This is a genomic window from Roseitalea sp. MMSF_3546 (assembly GCF_030732865.1).
GTDB lineage: Bacteria > Pseudomonadota > Alphaproteobacteria > Rhizobiales > Rhizobiaceae > Roseitalea.
Map to the genome: position 1 here is coordinate 159,115 of NZ_JASHKB010000002.1, position 15,724 is coordinate 174,838.

Genomic DNA, 15,724 nt, shown 5'->3' on the forward strand with positions numbered 1-15,724 from the left:
CGTGCAGGAGGAACCATGGAGGGAGTATTGCGGTGGAATTTCAACGCGCTGGTGGAGATGGCCGTGACCGGCCAGGTGAGCCAGCCAGCCATGCGACAGGGCGCCTATCTGCACTGGCCCGACGGCCGTGCCGCCGTGCTGCCGGGCATGTTCGGCATTGCCTACAATGCACGCGTTGGTGATCGCGCCTTCGGCTGGGCGGGCGATCATGTCGAGCCCGGCGTGGCCATCGCCAATGCGGACCAGCAGGCCGACTTCGCGCTGCACTATCTGACCTGCATCGGCAACGAGGCCGAGGTGGTCAGCGGGCTGGCGCGCGGCGCCAGGGGCATCGTGACCGGCGAACACGCGCGGCTGCTGGTCGATTTCCCGCCCGAGGCGCTCGAGGACCTGACCGTCGGCGACACGGTCCAGATCCGCACGAAGGGGCGCGGCGTGCGGCTGCTCGATCATCCCGAACTGGAATTCAAGAAGACCAGCCCGGCGCTGGCCGAGGCGTTCGGGCTGCGCGAGGAAAACGGGCAGATCGTGTGTCCGGTGGCGATGGAACTGCCGGCGCGAATCATGGGCTCGGGCGCCGAACTGAACGCCGAATTCGTCGATCAGGACCTGATGTCCGGCGACCGCGCCCTGATGGCCGATCTGGGCATCGACCGGATGCGCCTCGGCGACCTGATCGCCATCCGCAATGTCGATCACCGCTATGGCCGCTCCTATCGCGAGGGCTGGGTGGCGATCTGCATCTGCATCCACGGCGATTCGATCATGACCGGCCACGGGCCCGGCATCCTGACGCTGATCACCGGGCCGGCCGAAAAGCTGAACTTCGACATCGACGCCGATGCCAACATCGCAAAGACGCTGAATATCGGGAGCGCGCAATGACCGCCGCACACACGCTCGCAACCAATGCCGACGACCTGGTCGCGGTGTCCGTTGCCGGAAACATCGCCCATCCCGGCTTTCCGGGCCTGCCGGCCGAACCCTACCGGCTCGCCGCCGACGGCTCGCCCTTCCTGCTGCCGACCTATGGCGGCATCGTCTACAACGTGTCCGTGGGCGATCCGGCCTTTGGCTGGGCGGCCGATTGCGTGCATCCGGGCGTGTCGATCCGCTATGGCGAGGACAACGGCAATCGCGGCCTGAACGTATACGCCTGCCTGGGCAACCGCGCGAAGGTGATGACCGGCCAGGCGGCCGGGGCGAAAGGTGTCGTCACGGGCAAGTCGGGCCGGTTCTCCGAACAGGTGATCGTGCATTTCCCCAGGGCTGCGCGCGAGGCGATGGCCGTGGGCGACCAGATCGTCATCCGCGCCGAGGGCGTGGGGCTCGCGCTCGACGGGCATCCGCAGATCCGGCTCAAGGGCCTTTCGCCGGATTTGCTGGCCAGGCTGCCGATTCGGGAGGCCGCCGGGCGCCTCGAGGTGGGCGTCGTCGCCGAAATCCCGCCGCATCTGGTCGGCGCCGGTCTCGGCCTGACATCGGAAGGCGGTAGCATCCACATGCAGTCGACCGATCGCGCGCTTGTCGCCGAGCATGGGCTCGACCGGCTGCGGCTTGGCGATGTCGTCGCGCTGCGCGACACCGACAGCCGGTACAATCACGGCTATCTGCGCGATGCCTGCGCGATCGGCGTGGTCTGCGCGACCGACGGGCCGCGGGCCGGCTACGGGCCGGGCATCGTCGTGGTGATGACCGCGCCCGAGGGCCGGCTTTCGAGCTTCACCGAGGCCAAGGCCAACATCGCCGACCTGCTGGCGCTGGAGGCGTAAGGCGATGATTGCGATGACCTCGGTCACCCGCGACAGCCTGGGCGCCTTCATGGTCGAAGGGTTTGCCGCGCTCGGCCTTTCGCCCGAGGACGCTCGGATCTTCGCCGATGCGCTGATCTTCTCCGAACTGCGCTTTCATCCCGGCCACGGCCAGGGTGTGCGGCGGCTGCGCCGCTATCACGAGCGCATCAGCGAAGGGCTGGTCGATGTCGCCGCGCCCTTCGAGATCGTCAAGCAGAGCCCGGCGCTGGCGCTGGTGGATGCCCATAACGGCATCGGCACCGTGGCCGCCGCCAAGGCGATGCGCATCGCCATCGACAAGGCCAGGGATTGCGGCATCGGCCAGGTGGTCGTGCGCAACTCGACCCATTACGGCTCCAGCGCGGTGCATGCCTGCCAGGCGGTCGAGGCCGGCTGCATCGGCGTCAGCTTCACCAATGCCGGGCCGGAAATGGCGCCATGGGGCGGACGGGAAGGCGCGGTAGGCACCAATCCGTGGGGCATCGCCGCGCCGACCGGTCTTGGCTTTCCGGTCGTCCTCGACATCGCCCTGACGACGGCCGGCAAGGGCATGATGCAATGGCATGCGCGCGAGGGCCGACCCATGCCGCGCGACTGGGCGCTGACACCGGAAGGGCACGAGACCGACGACCCACAGGCGGCCATGGCCGGCGCGCTGCTGGGCATCGGCACCTACAAGGGCTATGGCCTTGCGTTCATGACCGATGTGCTGACCGGCGTCATCGGCGGCGGCGGCTATGGCCTGACGCCCTATGCCGATCAGGCGCGGCTCGATGTCAGCCACACGCTGACGGCCATCGACATCGGCTGGTTCATGCCGCTGGAGGCGTTCCGGCGGCGCATGGACGACTTTGCGCAGATGGTCAAGTCGCGCGCGTTGCGGCCGGGTTTCGACGAGATCCTGCTGCCCGGCGAACAGGAGGCGCGCCGCGCGGCGCGCAAGAGCGCGCATGGCGTGCCGCTCGACGATGCGGTGCTGGCCGACCTGCAGGCGCTCGGCGAGGAACTTGGCCTTTCAAGCCGCATCGAGGTCGTCGGCCCCTATACGGACCGGGCACTGTGACGCCGCTGCCGCCCGAATTCCGCGACACGGTCCGCAACCGGCTGCGCGGGCGGGCCGAGGCGGCCGGGCTCGACGGTCTGCTCATCGTGCAGCCGGGCAACCTGGCCTATGCGTCGGGCTGGCACTTTTCGGTCAATGAGCGGCCGATGGGGCTGTGGCTTCCGGTCGAGGGCGAGCCGGTGATGCTGGTGCCGCATCTGGAACGCGAGAACGCCGCCGACCTGCCCGGCGTTGCGGTCGAAACCTATCCGGAGTTCCCCGGCGAGGAGCCGCCGGTGCTGTGGATGATCCGGCGCGCCGGTGCCCGCCATATCGGCATCGACGCGCTCGATGCGCGGCTGCTCGATGCCGCGCGCGCGCTCGCCGACATCGATCTGACCGATCACGTGCTGGCCGAACGCGCCGTCAAGCATGCCGAGGAGCTTGCGCTCGTGCGCGAGGCGGCACGGTTCGCCGACATGGTGCTCGAGCGGCTGTTCGCAAACGGCGCCGACATCATCGCGCAGGGCGGCACCGAACGCGACCTGATGGCCGATGCCACCGGCCATGCCCGTGCCGCGCTCGAGGCAACCCATGGGGCGGCCTTTCAGGGCACCGGGATGGGCATCACCGCCTCGGTGCATTCGGGCCCGCGCGCGGCGTTGCCGCACGGCACGGTGCTGGCGCGAACGCCCCGGCCGGGCGAGCCGGTCATCGCCGGTATCGGCTGTTCGCTGGGCGGCTACCACGCCGAAAGCGGCGTCACGCTGGTCTGCGGCGCCATCGGCGAGGACCAGCGCCGCGTGATGGACGCCATGGAGCAGGCCAATGCGGCGACGCGGGCCGCGCTGGCCCGGGGCCTGCCCTGCGCGCAGGTCAACGAGGCGGCGCTGGCGCCGATCCGGGCGGCCGGGCTTGGCGAGGCGATCCGGCACAGGATCGGCCACGGCATGGGCGTGGAGGGCCACGAGGCGCCCTGGCTCGCGCCCGGCGACCCGACGCCGGCCGCCCCCGGCATGGTGTTTTCCTGCGAGCCGGGGGTCTACCGGCCCGGCATCGATGGCTGGCGCACCATCGAAACGCTCATCGTTACCGAGACCGGCGTGCAGACCGCCAGCCGGTTCCAGACCGATCACCCCATCGAAACCCGCATCATCGCCGCCTGAGGAGGAGCCCGATGCCCGAACCCGCCGCCTGGCACTACCAGAAGATCACCAAGCCGATGTTCGACCCGCCGGTCGAGGACCGCATTCTGGCGGGGCGCGTTCTGACGATGGCAGGGGAGGTCATCGAAGACGGCTTCGTGCACATCGCAGACGGCACGATCGCGGCCGTCGGCCGCCGCGCCGACCTGCCGCCGGGCACGGTGACCGAAACCGGCGGCACCATCATGCCCGGCATGATCAACAGCCACGCCCATCTGAACTGGGACGGCATCCACGATCTCGCCCGCCAGTCCATGGACGATCCGCGGCCGATCTCGGCCTTCAAGGCAGCCGGCAACATGCTCAAATCGCTGCGCGCCGGCATCACCATGGTGCGGGATCTGGGCTTTCACGACATGAACCTGTTCTCCAAGCAGGCGGTGGCGCAGGGCATCTTTCCCGGCCCTCGGCTGAAGGTGTCCGGGGCGGCCATCATCCAGACCGGCGGCCACACCTACTGGGTGTGCCGGGAGGCCTCGGGCGCCGACGAGATGCGCCGCGCCGTGCGCGAACAGGTCAAAGGCGGGGCCGACCTGATCAAGATCATGGCGTGCCACGACACGCTCGAATTCACCGACGAGGAACTGCACGCGGTGATCGACGAGGCCCATCGCAACAATCTGCCGATCACGGCGCACGCCACATACGATGCCTGCATCAGGCGTGTCGCCGAATTCGGCATCGACTGCATCGAGCATGGCGGCTCGATGTCCCAGGAAACGATAAGGGTGCTGCTCGACAGGAAGCTGCCCGTGGTGACGACGTTCGCGCCGCTCGTCCAGCAATCCCAGCCCGACATCGCGCGCAGCTTCGGCATTCCCGAATGGAAGATCGCCGAGCGGCAGAAGGCGGTCGCCGATCCCGGCCGGTTCGAGGGGCTGAAGAACGCCGCAAGCGCCGGCGTGCCGATCGTCTTCGGCACCGATGCGGGCAGCCCTGCGGTCGAGCACGATGTGGTGGCGCCCGAACTCGACTTCATGGTCCGCATCGGCGTGTGTCCGGACGCCATGGACGCGCTGGCGGCCATCACCATCCGCGCGGCGCGCGTGTCGCGGATGGACGACCGGATCGGCACGCTCGAGGCGGGCAAGGACGCCGATCTGATCGTCGTCGACGGCAAGCCCGACGAGGACCTGTTCGCGCTCGAGCGGGTCCGCATGACCTATGTCGCCGGGCGGAGGATGCACGGATGAGCCTGATCGCGAACCGCATCAACGGCCGCATCGTCGGCCAGGACGAATCCTATCGCACGCGCATGCTGTCGATCGCCGCGGGCATGAGCGACGTCATCGCCATGGGACGCGGCGATCCCGATTTCCACACGCCCGCCCATATCGTCGAGGCGGCCAAGGCCGCGCTCGACGCCAACGCCCATCACTATACCGGGCCAACGGGCCTGCCGGCGCTGCGCGAGGCGATCGCCGGCGATATGGCGGCCAGCTACGGGCTCGACTACGGCGCCCAGGAGATCGTGGTGACCGCCGGCGTGCAGGAATCGATCATGCTCGCCATGCTCGGCCTGATCGGGGCGGGCGACGAGGTGCTGCTCACCTCGCCGCGCTTTACCACCTACGATACGGCGGTGCGGTTGTGCGGCGGCGTGCCGGTGCCGGTGCCGACCTTCGAAAGGCACGATTTCGCCCTGGATGCCGGCGAGATCGAAAAGCGGATCACGGACCGCACGCGCATGTTCGTGCTGGTCACACCGAACAATCCGACCGGCGCGGTGACCCCGCCCGAGGTGATCGAGCAGATTGCCGAACTTGCGGTCAGGCACGACCTCGTGGTCATCTCCGACGAGATCTACGCCCGGATGATCTATGCGCCCAACACGCATCTTTCCATCGCCACGCTGCCGGGCATGCGCGAGCGCACCGTCACGCTGAACGGCTTTTCCAAGACCTATGCGATGACCGGCTGGCGCGTGGGTTATCTGGCGGCGCCGGACGATTTCGTTGCGCCGATGACCGAGCCGCGGCACACGCTGTCGATCAACACCTGCACGATCAGCCAGCATGCCGCGCTCGCCGCACTGAACGGACCGCAGGAGCCGATCGAGGCCATGCTCGCCGAATATCGCGCCCGCCGCGACTGGCTGATGCCGGCGCTCGACGAAGCCGGTTTCAGCTACGGCCATCCCGGCGGTGCGTTCTACATCTATGTCAACGTGTCCTCGACCGGCATGGCCGCGCCGGACTTCTGCGAACGGCTGCTGCGCGAGACCGGCGTCATGGTGTTCCCCGGCGCGCTTTTCGGCGACGAAAGCGACGATTACATCCGCGTCAGCTATCTGCAGCCGCTGCCCAGGATCATGGAGGCAATGGACCGCATCGCCGCCTTCGCCAGGACCGCGAGGAATGCGGCATGACCCGGCCCGAGCCCATGGACAAGTTCGTCGGCATCCAGATCAGCCCGATCAGCTTCATCGACGAGGGCGTCGACACCGTGCTCGACACGCTGCGCGACCGGGTCGGCGTCAACGTGCTGATGCTCGGCACGGTGTCGTGGCTGGGGCTGAAGTCGGGACGGTCGATCAGCCATGAACTGGACGGCTGGCCCGACCATGGCGTGCCCGAGCCCTACCAGATGAAGGGCGGGGCCTATTTCGACCCCGATCCGCGCTACTATCGCGACACCTTCATGGCTGACTACCGCTCGCGCGATCCCGAATTCGCCGGCAAGGACATCCTGAAGATGGTCCTCGACCAGGCGCATGCGCGCGGCATGAAGGTCTATGTCGAGCTGATGGAGCCGTTCTTCAAATATGCCGGGCACGGCTCGGCGGCGGCGGTGGAGATCCCGACGCTGCCGCAGGCCATGGAGATCGACGCGCTGGGCCGGCTCGGCGGCGAGCCGTCGACATCGAACCCGGGCTATCGGCGCTGGATCCATTCGATGATCGAGGATCAGGTGCGCAATCACGACATCGACGGCGTGATGTGGTGCAACGAGCGCAACTCGCCGCTCGACACGCTCATTCAGGGCGGCTGCCCGGGCGACTTCTCCGCGCCCGCGCGGCGCGAGGCGATGGAACGGGGCATCGATGTCGAGGCCTGCCGGCAGGCGATGCTGCGCCTTTACGACTTCTGTCAGGAGGCCGCTGCCGGCAAGCTTTTTGCCGACGGCACGCTGATCACCTTCCTGCGCACGCTGTTCGACAATCCCGAAGCGCTGGTCTGGGAGAAGTTCTGGCTGACCCGCAACAAGGATCTCGACCGCGAACTCTACGGGCTCGTCAAGTGGTGCAAGCCGGAGCTGCCGTTCGGGCTTAATGTGTGGAACCGGAACCATTTCAACCTGTTGCGCAGGGCGCAGTGGCCGTGGGCCGAACAGACGCTCCATGCCGACTACGTCAAGCCGATCACCTATCAGCATCAGGCGGGCGAGGTGTGGGCGAAGGAGCTGTCCTTCTTCCGCAAGACGATCCTGCGCGACTTCGAGCCGGGCGAGGCGACCACGGCCCTGTTCCGCATTCTGGGCCTGAACGAAGCGCCGTTCGATGAGATCGTTCGGGCCGGCATGGATCCGGACACATACGTTCACGGCCAGTGCGTCGACGCGCTGCGCGGCGTCCAGGGCAAGGCGCGGGTCTATATGGGCATTGGCGTCGATGCGCCGCGCTCGCGGCCCGATACCGCCAGGATGACCGCCGACATCGCCTATCGGTCGGTGCACGCCACCTATCGGGCGGGCGGGCACGGCGTCGTGCTTTCGCCCAACTACGCCTCGATGCATCTGACGCATCTTGACGGCGTCGCCGCGGCGCTGAGCGAACTGGGGCTGAAATGACGGCCGATACGGCGATAGCCGGCGGGACGATCGTCGGGCCCGATGGCGTGCGGCCCGGCACGCTCGTCCTGCGCGACGGCCGCATCGCCGGCATCGCCGAGCCCGATGACCCGGTCACGGCGGCCGAGACGATCGATGCGCGCGGTCTGCACGTGCTGCCCGGGGCGATCGACATTCATTGCCACATCCGCGCGCCGGCCTTCCCCGAGCGGGCCACGGTGCGCTCGGAGACGGCGGCGTGCGCGGCGGGCGGCGTGACGACCGTGTTCGAGATGCCGATCACCGATCCGTGCTGCAACACGCCGGCGCAGGTGGCGATGCGCCGCGACCACTTCGCCCGGCATGCCCATGTCGATTTCGCCCTTTATGCCGCTCCGCGCGCATTGACCGAGGCGGCGTTCGACGCGCTGGCAGAAGCTGGCGTCGTGGCGCTGAAGATCTTCACCACGCCCGCCCCGCCGGGCCGGCACCGGGAGTTCGACGGGCTTGCCTGGCCCGACGCGGCCGATCAGCGGCGGGTGCTCGAACTGGCGGCCCGCACCGGCCTGCCGGTGGTGGTGCATGCCGAGCATCCGCAATTGCTGGCGCGCGCCGCCACCGAGGCCGAAACGCTCGACCGGGCGCGCGCGGCAACGCACGAGGCGGCGCGGCCGGCGCTGGCCGAGGCGCTCGCCGTGGCACAGTTGCTGACGCTGAACATCGACGCCGGCGCGAAGCTGCACATCGCCCATGTGACATCGGCCGCGACCCTGGACGTGCTGCGGCGCTTTGCCGGCAGTTCGGACGTTTCGGCCGAGACCTGCCCGCATTATCTGCGCCATACGCGCGCGGACGTCGACCGCGTCGGCGTGTGCGGCAAGATCAACCCGCCGGTGCGCGGCGAAGCGGACCGGCAGGCGCTTTGGGAGGCGCTTGCCGACGGCACGATCGCTCACGTGACGACCGACCACGCCGCCTTCGCCGCCGCCGAAAAGGCCGCCCATGAGGGCGATTTCCTCGCCGCTCCGCCGGGGCATCCGGGGCTCGAGGTGCTGCTGCCGACGATGCTCGACGGTGTCGCCGAGGGCCGGCTGACGCTCGCCGAAGCGGTCCGGCTCGTCGCCGGCGCGGCCGCCGACCGGTTCGCACTGGACGAAAAGGGAAGGCTTGTGCCCGGCGCGCAGGCCGATATCGTGCTCGTCGACCTTGCCGGCAGGACCGAGATCGACGCGGCGCGCATGATGACGGCGGCGCGCGATGTGGCGCGCCTGTCGCACGGGATCAGCCTTGGCGGCCGGATCGCGCGCACGCTCGTCGCCGGGCGCACCGTCTGGGACGGGCGCCTGAGGGGCGAGGCGGGCCTTGGCCGCTTCGTCAGGCCACACCGAATGCAGGAGAGAACACCATGACCGATCCGTCTCCCCCGCTGCTGGAGGTCACCGATCTTCAGACCACCTTCACGCTCGGCGGCAGTCTGAGGATCGTTGCCGTCGACGGTGTCAGTTTCAGCGTTGGCGCGGGCGAAACGCTGGCCATCGTCGGCGAGAGCGGCTCGGGCAAGTCGGTCACCAGCCTGTCGATCATGCGGCTTCTGCCGGCCGGCATCGGCAGCATCACCGGCGGCTCGATAAGGCTGCGCGGGCGCGAACTGACGCGCCTGCGCGAAGCGCAGATGCGGGCCGTGCGCGGCAAGGAGATCGGCATGATCTTCCAGGAGCCGATGACCAGCCTGAACCCGGTGCACACCATTGGCGACCAGATCTCCGAGGTGCTGATCGAGCACGAGAATCTCGGCCGCAGCAAGGCGCATGAACGCGCCGTCGAAATGCTGGCGCTGGTGGGCATTCCCGAGCCGCGCCGCAGGGCGCGCAACTATCCCCACCAGATGTCGGGCGGCATGCGCCAGCGCGCCATGATCGCCATGGCGCTGGCGTGCCGGCCCAGCCTGCTCATCGCCGACGAGCCCACGACCGCGCTCGATGTCACCATCCAGGCGCAGATCCTCGAACTGATGAAGGATCTTCAGGCCGAATTGGGCATGGCAATCGTCTTCATCACGCACGATCTGGGCGTGGTCGCCGAGATGGCCGACCGCGTGGTCGTCATGTATGCCAGCCAGATCGTCGAGAGCGGGCCGGTCGAGGACATCTTCGAACGTCCGCGCATGCCCTATACGGCGGGGCTGATGGGCTCGATCCCGCAGCTTGGCGCTTCGCGCGGCAAGGGGCCGCTGCAGACCATTCCGGGGCAGGTGCCGTCCCTTTCGGAGTTGCCCAGGGGGTGCCGGTTTTCGTCGCGATGCGCCCATGTGCAGCAGCGCTGCATCGAGACCCTGCCCGAACTGGACGCCATCGGAGCGGGCCGGCAGGTACGCTGCCTGCGCTGGAAGGAACTCGAACTGGCCGAGAGGATCCCGGCATGACCGCACAACTGATGCGGGTCAAGGACCTGACCAAGCACTTCCCGATCCGGGGCGGCGTGCTCAATCGGGTCGTCAACCACGTCAAGGCCGTCAATGGCGTCGACTTCACCATCCGCCGCGGCGAAGTGCTGGGCCTTGTCGGCGAGAGCGGCTCGGGCAAGACCACGGTCGGCCGGCTGCTGCTGCGCCTCGAACAGGCGACCGCCGGCAGCATCGAGTTCGACGGCACCGACATTCTGGGCCTGAGCAAGCCCGAATTGCGGCGCTACCGCAAGCGCATGCAGATCATCTTCCAGGACCCCTATGCGAGCCTGAACCCGCGCGAGAAGATCCGCACGCTGATCGGCCATGCGCTGCACCTGCACAATATCGGCGAGCCCGCGAGCCGGGAGGGGCGCACGGTCGAGCTGCTCGAACAGGTGGGGCTGTCGGCGGACTATCTGGACCGTTTTCCGCACGAGTTCTCCGGCGGGCAGCGCCAGCGCATCGGCATCGCCCGGGCGCTGGCCGTCGATCCGGAGTTCCTGGTGGCCGACGAGCCGGTCTCGGCGCTTGACGTGTCGATCCAGGCGCAGGTCGTCAACCTGCTCGAAGACCTCAAGCAACGGCTCAACCTGACGATGCTGTTCATCGCCCACGACCTGGCCGTGGTCGAGCACATCTGCGACCGCGTGGTGGTGATGTATCTGGGCCGGGTGATGGAGATCGCGCCGGCCGAAACGCTGTATGCGCGCCCCAACCACCCCTATACCGAGGCGCTGCTGTCGGCGGTGCCGGTGCCCCGGCCGGGCCGGCGCAGGAAGCGCGTCGTGCTCAAGGGCGACATTCCGAGCCCGATCGATCCGCCGTCGGGATGCGTCTTCCGCACGCGCTGCCCGCGCGCGGTCGACATCTGCGCGCAAAAGGTGCCCGAACTCAAGAAGATCGGCCCGGATCACTACAGCGCCTGTCACCTGACGACGTAGCGTCGGGCCTTTGACCGTGTTCGCCGGCCGGGGTCGCCGCGGGTCCTTGCGGCGATCACCGCGCCGCCGGCAGGGTCAGCCGCGCGGCAAGGCCCGGCGACCGGTTTTCCAGCGCCAGCGCCCCGCCGGCCGCCTCGGCGATGTCGCTGGCGATGGCAAGGCCGAGCCCGTCGCCGCTCTGGTCGAGCCGGACGCCGCGTCCGGTGATCGTGGCGAGCCGGTCTCCGGCGATGCCGGGGCCGTCATCGGCGACGGTGACGGCCACCGTGTCGTCCATGGCCTCGACCGTGACGGTGACGCCGGCGACGGCGTGGCGCGCCGCGTTCTCGGCGAGCGCGCCCAGCGCCTCGGCCAGGTCGGCGGCATCGATCGCAGCCGGGGCGCCGTCGTCCGGCGCCGCGCAGTGCCAGGTCAGGGCCTCGCCGTCGGGCGTGCGACGGACCACGGCAATGACGCGCCGGCACACTTCGGCGGCGTCCGAGCGCGCCCCGGCGGCCTTGGCGGCGAGGCGCGCGCGGGCCAGTTCGCGGTCGACATGGCGCTGCATGGCGCGCGCGATCGCCTCGATGCCCTCGGCGCGCCGGTCCTGCCCGGCCTCGGCGAGCCGGCGCGCTTCGCCGAGCAGCGCCTGCAGGGGTGTCTTCAGGCCGTGGGCCAGATCGCCGGCGCGGGCGCGGGCGCGGGCGATGTCGGCCTCGCGCGCGGCGAGCAGCGCGTCGAGTTCGACGGCGAGCGGGCGAACCTCGACCGGCCAGTCGTCGCCGACGCGCTCGGTGCGGCCCGAGCGGATCGCGGCGATGCGCGCGCCGATCCGGTCGAGCGGCCTCAGGCCGACGCCGACCTGGGCCCAGCCGGCCAGGATCAGCGCCAGGGCGAGCAGGCCAAGATAGGGCGCCATGTCGGCGAGGAAGGCGTTGCGCGCCGCCCGGAGCTCGGCGGCATCCATGGCCACGGCGGCGCGTGCCGTGCCCCCGCCCAGCCGGGCGGGCAGGGCGACGCTGCGCTCGAGCGTCAGCAGTTCGGCACCGTCGGGACCGGCGATGCGGTGCGCATGGGCGGCCTGGTCGGCCAGTTCGTCGGCGGGCAGGTCGAGCCGGACGTCCCATAGCGAGCGCGAGCGCAGCAGCCGGTCGCCCGCGGCGATCTGCCAGTAAAGGCCGCCATAGGGCCGCCGGAAGCGCGGATCGGCGGGCGGCGTCGCTTGCCGGAGCGCACCGGACGGATCGGTGGCGAGCCCGGCGATCACCTGGTCGAGATGGACTTGCAGTTCGGCCAGCGCGCGGCGCTCGACATGGCCGGCGAACAGCGCGGTCAGGCCGGCGGCGGCCAGCCCCAGGGCAATGACCACCGCGGCGGCGCCGGCCGTCACGAGCCGCCAGCGCAGCGAAAGGCCGGTCAAGCGGCTGCTCCGTCCAGATGATAGCCGAAGCCGCGGCGGGTCGCGATGATGCCGGGGCCGAGCTTGCGCCGCAGCCGGGCGATCACCGCTTCCAGGGCGTTTGCCTCGCGCGCGTCATCGTCGCCGTAAAGGTGTTCGAGCAGTTCGCCCGGCGCGATCACGCGATCCCGGTTGAGCGCCAGATAGGCGAGCAGGCGGTATTCGAGCGCGGTCACCTTCACCGGAACGCCGCGCACGGCAACGCTCATGCGGTTGGTGTCGAGGGTCAACGCGCCCACCGTCTGGATCGCGCCGCTGTGGCCGGCGGCCCGGCGCACCAGCGCGCGGGCCCGGGCCACCAGTTCCTCCATGCGGAACGGCTTGGGAAGATAGTCGTCCGCGCCGGCCTCGATGCCCTCCACGCGCTCCATCCAGGCCCCGCGCGCGGTCAGCACCAGCACGGGCACCTGGCGGCCCGCCGAACGCCAGCGCTTGAGCACGCTCAGCCCGTCCATGCCCGGCAGGCCGAGATCAAGCACGATCAGCGCATAGTCCTCGGTGTCGCCCAGGAACCAGGCCTGCTCGCCGTCGGCGCATGTCTCGACGAGAAAGCCGGCCGCGCCCAGAGCGGCCCGAAGGTCGGCGGCGATCCGCCCATCATCCTCGACGACGAGCGCGCGCATCAGTCCCGGTCTTCGTCGTCATCGTGATCACCGTGATCGTCATCGTCGTCATAGGCGTCTTCGCGCTCTTGCTCGATGACCGCACCGGTGCTGGCGTCGAGATAGACCTCGAACAGCCGGCCGGCGCGATCGACCAGTTCCAGTTCGTAGACATAGCGGCCGTCGTCGCGCTCGAACGCCACTTCGATGACCCGCCCGCCATAACGATCGTCGACGATGGCGAGGATTTCGGCCAGCGGCAGCGCCTGGCCACGTTCGACGGCGTCAAGGGCGCGCTCGTGATCGCCGTCGGCCAGCGCCGGGCCGGCCAGTGCAAGGGCGAGGAGCGGGATGAGGAGCGCGCGCATGGGCCTGCCTACGACGCGGCCGCTGACAATTGGCTGACACGGCCCGTCAGGGAGCCATCAGCGGGGCTGGTGCAAAAGCGCTTCGTCAACGCGGCCCAAGCCGCACACGAAAGAGGAGAAACGATCATGAACCGTGCCATCACGCTGTCCTTGCTGTCCGCCACCATCGCCGCGGGAGCCCTTGCCGGCGTCGCCTGGGCATCGGACGACGACGGCAATAGGTCCGTGCCCCCGCGCGAGGAATGGATGAGCATCGCCGAACTTGCCGCCAAGCTCGAGGGCGACGGCTACCGCATCCGCGAGATCGAGGTCGATGACCGCTATTACGATGTCGAGCTGATCGACGACAAGGGCCGGAAGATCGATGCCGATGTGCACCCGGTCACCGGGGCGTTCCTGGAACGCGAATATGACGACTGAGGCACCAGGCCGTGCCCGGTGATCGCCGGGCACGGCCGAGCACGTCGGAAGACGACGATCCTCGACGGTTCAGGCGGCGGGCAGGCTCACGCCGTAGATGCGCTGGGCGCTGGCGTTTGCGATGGCGGTCGCCTCGCTGTCCGACAGGCCGCCCAGGATCCGCCGCGTCACCGCGATCCAGGTGGGCAGGTCAGCGCCCATGTCGACCACCGGCCAGTCGCTGCCCCAGACGATGCGGTCGGGGCCGAAGACCTCAAGCACATGGTCGACCCAGGGCCTGACGGTCTCGTAGCTGCCGCTTCCCGGCGCAGTATAGGCGAGGATGCCCGAAAGCTTGCAGTTCACATGGGGCAGGGCGGCGAGATTGGCCATGTCGCCGCGCCAGGGGTCGAGCGCGCCGCCGGCGATGTCGGGCACGCCGCAATGGTCGATGACGAGCGTCGTGTTGTCGCAGGCCCGGGCAAGGTCGAGCGCGATCGGCAGCTGACGGGCGGCGACGCAGATGTCGTAGACCTTGTTGGCCGCCCCGATCTTGCGGATGTTGTCGCGGAAGGTGTCGGATTGCGACATGGCGTCGTCGACAACGTGCAGCACCCGGCGGAAACCGACAATGCCCAGCGCGTCGGCACGCTCGAGTTCGGCATCGAAGCCCTCGTCGCGCTCGGGGCGGATGGCGGCGATCTGGCCAATCAGCCTGTTCGCCGGATCGCGCGACAGTTCGGCGATGAAGTCGGACTCGGCGAAGCGCTGGTCGCCATCGACATCGACCTCCATGAACAGCGTGGCGGCGACGCCGAGGCCCTCGGTCAGCGTCTCGTAGTCCTCGATGGTGAACGCCTTGCCGGCAAGCACGTCGATGCCGGCCGCCCAGTCGTAACCGAAGCGGTCGGGGTAGATCAGGTGCTGATGGGTGTCGAGCAGCGATATCGTCATGGTGTCCTCCCTTGCGAACGGCCAGGTTTCACACGTTCGACCAGCCGCCATCGATGACATGAGCGATGCCGGTCGTGTAGGCCGATTCGTCGGAGGCCAGATAGACGACCAGCGCGGCGATCTCCTCGGGCTTGCCGATGCGGCCGATGGGCTGGCGCGCGACGAAGGCGGCGCGCGCCGCCTCGTAGTCGCCGGTGGCGGCAAGCCGCTCGTCGAGCGAGGGGCTTTCCACCGTGCCCGGGCAGATGGCGTTGCAGCGGATGCCCCTGGTGACGAAATCGGCGGCGACCGACTTGGTGATGCCGATCACGGCCGCCTTTGTGGCGCCGTAGACGAAGCGGTTGGGCGCGGCGATGACCGAGGAGGCGACCGAGGACATGTTGATGATGGAGGCGCCGCCGGCCTCGATCATGGCGGGCAGGAAGGCGCGGATCATCCGGTACATGGCGGTGACGTTGAGGTCGACCGAAAACGCCCACTGGTCCTCGTCGCAATCGAGGATGGTGCCGCCGGCAACATAGCCGGCGCAGTTGAACAACACATCGATATGGCCGGCATCGCTGGCGGCGGCCGCAATCGCGTCCGGGTCGCGCACGTCGAGCAGCCGGGTCCGAAGGCCCTGCGCGGCCAGATCGGCGAGCGCGGCCTCGTTGATGTCGGTGGCGATCACCTCGGCGCCCTCGGCCTTCATCGCGAGCGCCGAGGCGCGGCCGATGCCCTGGCCGGCGGCGGTGACGAAGCAGCGTTTTCCTTCAAGTCGTGCCATGG

Annotated in this window: 16 protein-coding genes; 11 read left to right on the top strand and 5 right to left on the bottom strand. The window is 69.2% G+C overall.

The annotated features are described in order from the left end of the window. Positions 1–15 precede the first annotated feature (15 nt). Genes RBB34_RS02595 through RBB34_RS02640 form a run of 10 tightly spaced genes read left to right on the top strand, consistent with a single transcriptional unit; the run spans position 16 to position 11,195 of the window. Positions 16–885, top strand: coding sequence for a DUF4438 domain-containing protein (locus tag RBB34_RS02595; protein ID WP_306117631.1), 870 nt, complete (start codon positions 16–18; stop codon positions 883–885). Next, positions 882–1,772 (top strand): DUF4438 domain-containing protein, encoded by an 891-nt coding sequence (locus RBB34_RS02600; protein ID WP_306117632.1) that lies wholly within the window; start codon positions 882–884, stop codon positions 1,770–1,772. Before RBB34_RS02595 ends, RBB34_RS02600 begins: the two co-directional genes overlap by 4 nt. A gap of 4 nt (positions 1,773–1,776) precedes the next feature. After that, entirely contained in the window at positions 1,777–2,856 is a 1,080-nt protein-coding gene (locus RBB34_RS02605; RefSeq protein WP_306117633.1) for an Ldh family oxidoreductase, read from the top strand. Next, entirely contained in the window at positions 2,853–4,001 is a 1,149-nt protein-coding gene (locus RBB34_RS02610) for a Xaa-Pro peptidase family protein (protein ID WP_306117634.1), read from the top strand. Before RBB34_RS02605 ends, RBB34_RS02610 begins: the two co-directional genes overlap by 4 nt. Before the next feature lie 11 nt (positions 4,002–4,012). Continuing rightward, a complete protein-coding gene (locus tag RBB34_RS02615; protein WP_306117635.1) occupies positions 4,013–5,233 on the top strand; it encodes an amidohydrolase family protein in 1,221 nt (406 codons plus the stop codon). After that, entirely contained in the window at positions 5,230–6,408 is a 1,179-nt protein-coding gene (locus RBB34_RS02620) for a pyridoxal phosphate-dependent aminotransferase (RefSeq protein ID WP_306117636.1), read from the top strand. The genes RBB34_RS02615 and RBB34_RS02620 overlap by 4 nt, the downstream gene beginning before the upstream one ends. After that, the gene (locus tag RBB34_RS02625; RefSeq protein ID WP_306117637.1) at positions 6,405–7,829 is read left to right on the top strand and encodes a hypothetical protein; all 1,425 of its coding nucleotides are present in this window, start codon (positions 6,405–6,407) and stop codon (positions 7,827–7,829) included. The genes RBB34_RS02620 and RBB34_RS02625 overlap by 4 nt, the downstream gene beginning before the upstream one ends. Continuing rightward, positions 7,826–9,217: a dihydroorotase family protein gene (locus tag RBB34_RS02630; RefSeq protein WP_306117638.1), complete on the top strand. Its 1,392-nt coding sequence runs from the start codon at positions 7,826–7,828 to the stop codon at positions 9,215–9,217. Before RBB34_RS02625 ends, RBB34_RS02630 begins: the two co-directional genes overlap by 4 nt. Further along, the gene (locus tag RBB34_RS02635) at positions 9,214–10,230 is read left to right on the top strand and encodes an ABC transporter ATP-binding protein (protein ID WP_306117639.1); all 1,017 of its coding nucleotides are present in this window, start codon (positions 9,214–9,216) and stop codon (positions 10,228–10,230) included. Before RBB34_RS02630 ends, RBB34_RS02635 begins: the two co-directional genes overlap by 4 nt. Then, positions 10,227–11,195 (top strand): ABC transporter ATP-binding protein, encoded by a 969-nt coding sequence (locus RBB34_RS02640; RefSeq protein ID WP_306117640.1) that lies wholly within the window; start codon positions 10,227–10,229, stop codon positions 11,193–11,195. The genes RBB34_RS02635 and RBB34_RS02640 overlap by 4 nt, the downstream gene beginning before the upstream one ends. A 55-nt stretch (positions 11,196–11,250) precedes the next feature. On the opposite strand, the gene RBB34_RS02645 is transcribed toward RBB34_RS02640, so the two are convergent. From RBB34_RS02645 to RBB34_RS02655, 3 genes are read right to left on the bottom strand one after another with little or no spacing between them, the layout of a single operon-like run. Next, positions 11,251–12,594: a HAMP domain-containing sensor histidine kinase gene (locus RBB34_RS02645; RefSeq protein ID WP_306117641.1), complete on the bottom strand. Its 1,344-nt coding sequence runs from the start codon at positions 12,592–12,594 to the stop codon at positions 11,251–11,253. Next, positions 12,591–13,256 (bottom strand): response regulator transcription factor, encoded by a 666-nt coding sequence (locus RBB34_RS02650; protein WP_306117642.1) that lies wholly within the window; start codon positions 13,254–13,256, stop codon positions 12,591–12,593. The genes RBB34_RS02645 and RBB34_RS02650 overlap by 4 nt, the downstream gene beginning before the upstream one ends. Continuing rightward, positions 13,256–13,603, bottom strand: coding sequence for a PepSY domain-containing protein (locus RBB34_RS02655; protein WP_306117643.1), 348 nt, complete (start codon positions 13,601–13,603; stop codon positions 13,256–13,258). Before RBB34_RS02655 ends, RBB34_RS02650 begins: the two co-directional genes overlap by 1 nt. 126 nt (positions 13,604–13,729) lie before the next feature. On the opposite strand from RBB34_RS02655, the gene RBB34_RS02660 reads away from it, so the two are divergent. Beyond that, positions 13,730–14,023: a PepSY domain-containing protein gene (locus RBB34_RS02660; protein ID WP_306117644.1), complete on the top strand. Its 294-nt coding sequence runs from the start codon at positions 13,730–13,732 to the stop codon at positions 14,021–14,023. 69 nt (positions 14,024–14,092) lie between these two features. Here RBB34_RS02660 and RBB34_RS02665 read toward each other — a convergent pair whose 3' ends face one another. Together RBB34_RS02665 and RBB34_RS02670 are read right to left on the bottom strand one after the other, a co-directional pair. Next, the gene (locus RBB34_RS02665) at positions 14,093–14,956 is read right to left on the bottom strand and encodes an amidohydrolase family protein (RefSeq protein ID WP_306117645.1); all 864 of its coding nucleotides are present in this window, start codon (positions 14,954–14,956) and stop codon (positions 14,093–14,095) included. A 28-nt stretch (positions 14,957–14,984) separates the two neighbouring features. Further along, a complete protein-coding gene (locus tag RBB34_RS02670; RefSeq protein ID WP_306117646.1) occupies positions 14,985–15,722 on the bottom strand; it encodes an SDR family oxidoreductase in 738 nt (245 codons plus the stop codon). Between the last annotated feature and the right edge of the window lie 2 nt (positions 15,723–15,724).

Bases quoted from the DNA above. Each gene is read 5' to 3' on its own strand.
- RBB34_RS02595 (WP_306117631.1), top strand. From the start codon at position 16: ATGGAGGGAGTATTGCGGTGGAATTTCAACGCGCTGGTGGAGATGGCC.
- RBB34_RS02600 (WP_306117632.1), top strand. From the start codon at position 882: ATGACCGCCGCACACACGCTCGCAACCAATGCCGACGACCTGGTCGCG.
- RBB34_RS02605 (WP_306117633.1), top strand. From the start codon at position 1,777: ATGATTGCGATGACCTCGGTCACCCGCGACAGCCTGGGCGCCTTCATG.
- RBB34_RS02615 (WP_306117635.1), top strand. From the start codon at position 4,013: ATGCCCGAACCCGCCGCCTGGCACTACCAGAAGATCACCAAGCCGATG.
- RBB34_RS02620 (WP_306117636.1), top strand. From the start codon at position 5,230: ATGAGCCTGATCGCGAACCGCATCAACGGCCGCATCGTCGGCCAGGAC.
- RBB34_RS02625 (WP_306117637.1), top strand. From the start codon at position 6,405: ATGACCCGGCCCGAGCCCATGGACAAGTTCGTCGGCATCCAGATCAGC.
- RBB34_RS02630 (WP_306117638.1), top strand. From the start codon at position 7,826: ATGACGGCCGATACGGCGATAGCCGGCGGGACGATCGTCGGGCCCGAT.
- RBB34_RS02635 (WP_306117639.1), top strand. From the start codon at position 9,214: ATGACCGATCCGTCTCCCCCGCTGCTGGAGGTCACCGATCTTCAGACC.
- RBB34_RS02640 (WP_306117640.1), top strand. From the start codon at position 10,227: ATGACCGCACAACTGATGCGGGTCAAGGACCTGACCAAGCACTTCCCG.
- RBB34_RS02650 (WP_306117642.1), bottom strand. From the start codon at position 13,256: ATGCGCGCGCTCGTCGTCGAGGATGATGGGCGGATCGCCGCCGACCTT.
- RBB34_RS02655 (WP_306117643.1), bottom strand. From the start codon at position 13,603: ATGCGCGCGCTCCTCATCCCGCTCCTCGCCCTTGCACTGGCCGGCCCG.
- RBB34_RS02660 (WP_306117644.1), top strand. From the start codon at position 13,730: ATGAACCGTGCCATCACGCTGTCCTTGCTGTCCGCCACCATCGCCGCG.
- RBB34_RS02665 (WP_306117645.1), bottom strand. From the start codon at position 14,956: ATGACGATATCGCTGCTCGACACCCATCAGCACCTGATCTACCCCGAC.
- RBB34_RS02670 (WP_306117646.1), bottom strand. From the start codon at position 15,722: ATGGCACGACTTGAAGGAAAACGCTGCTTCGTCACCGCCGCCGGCCAG.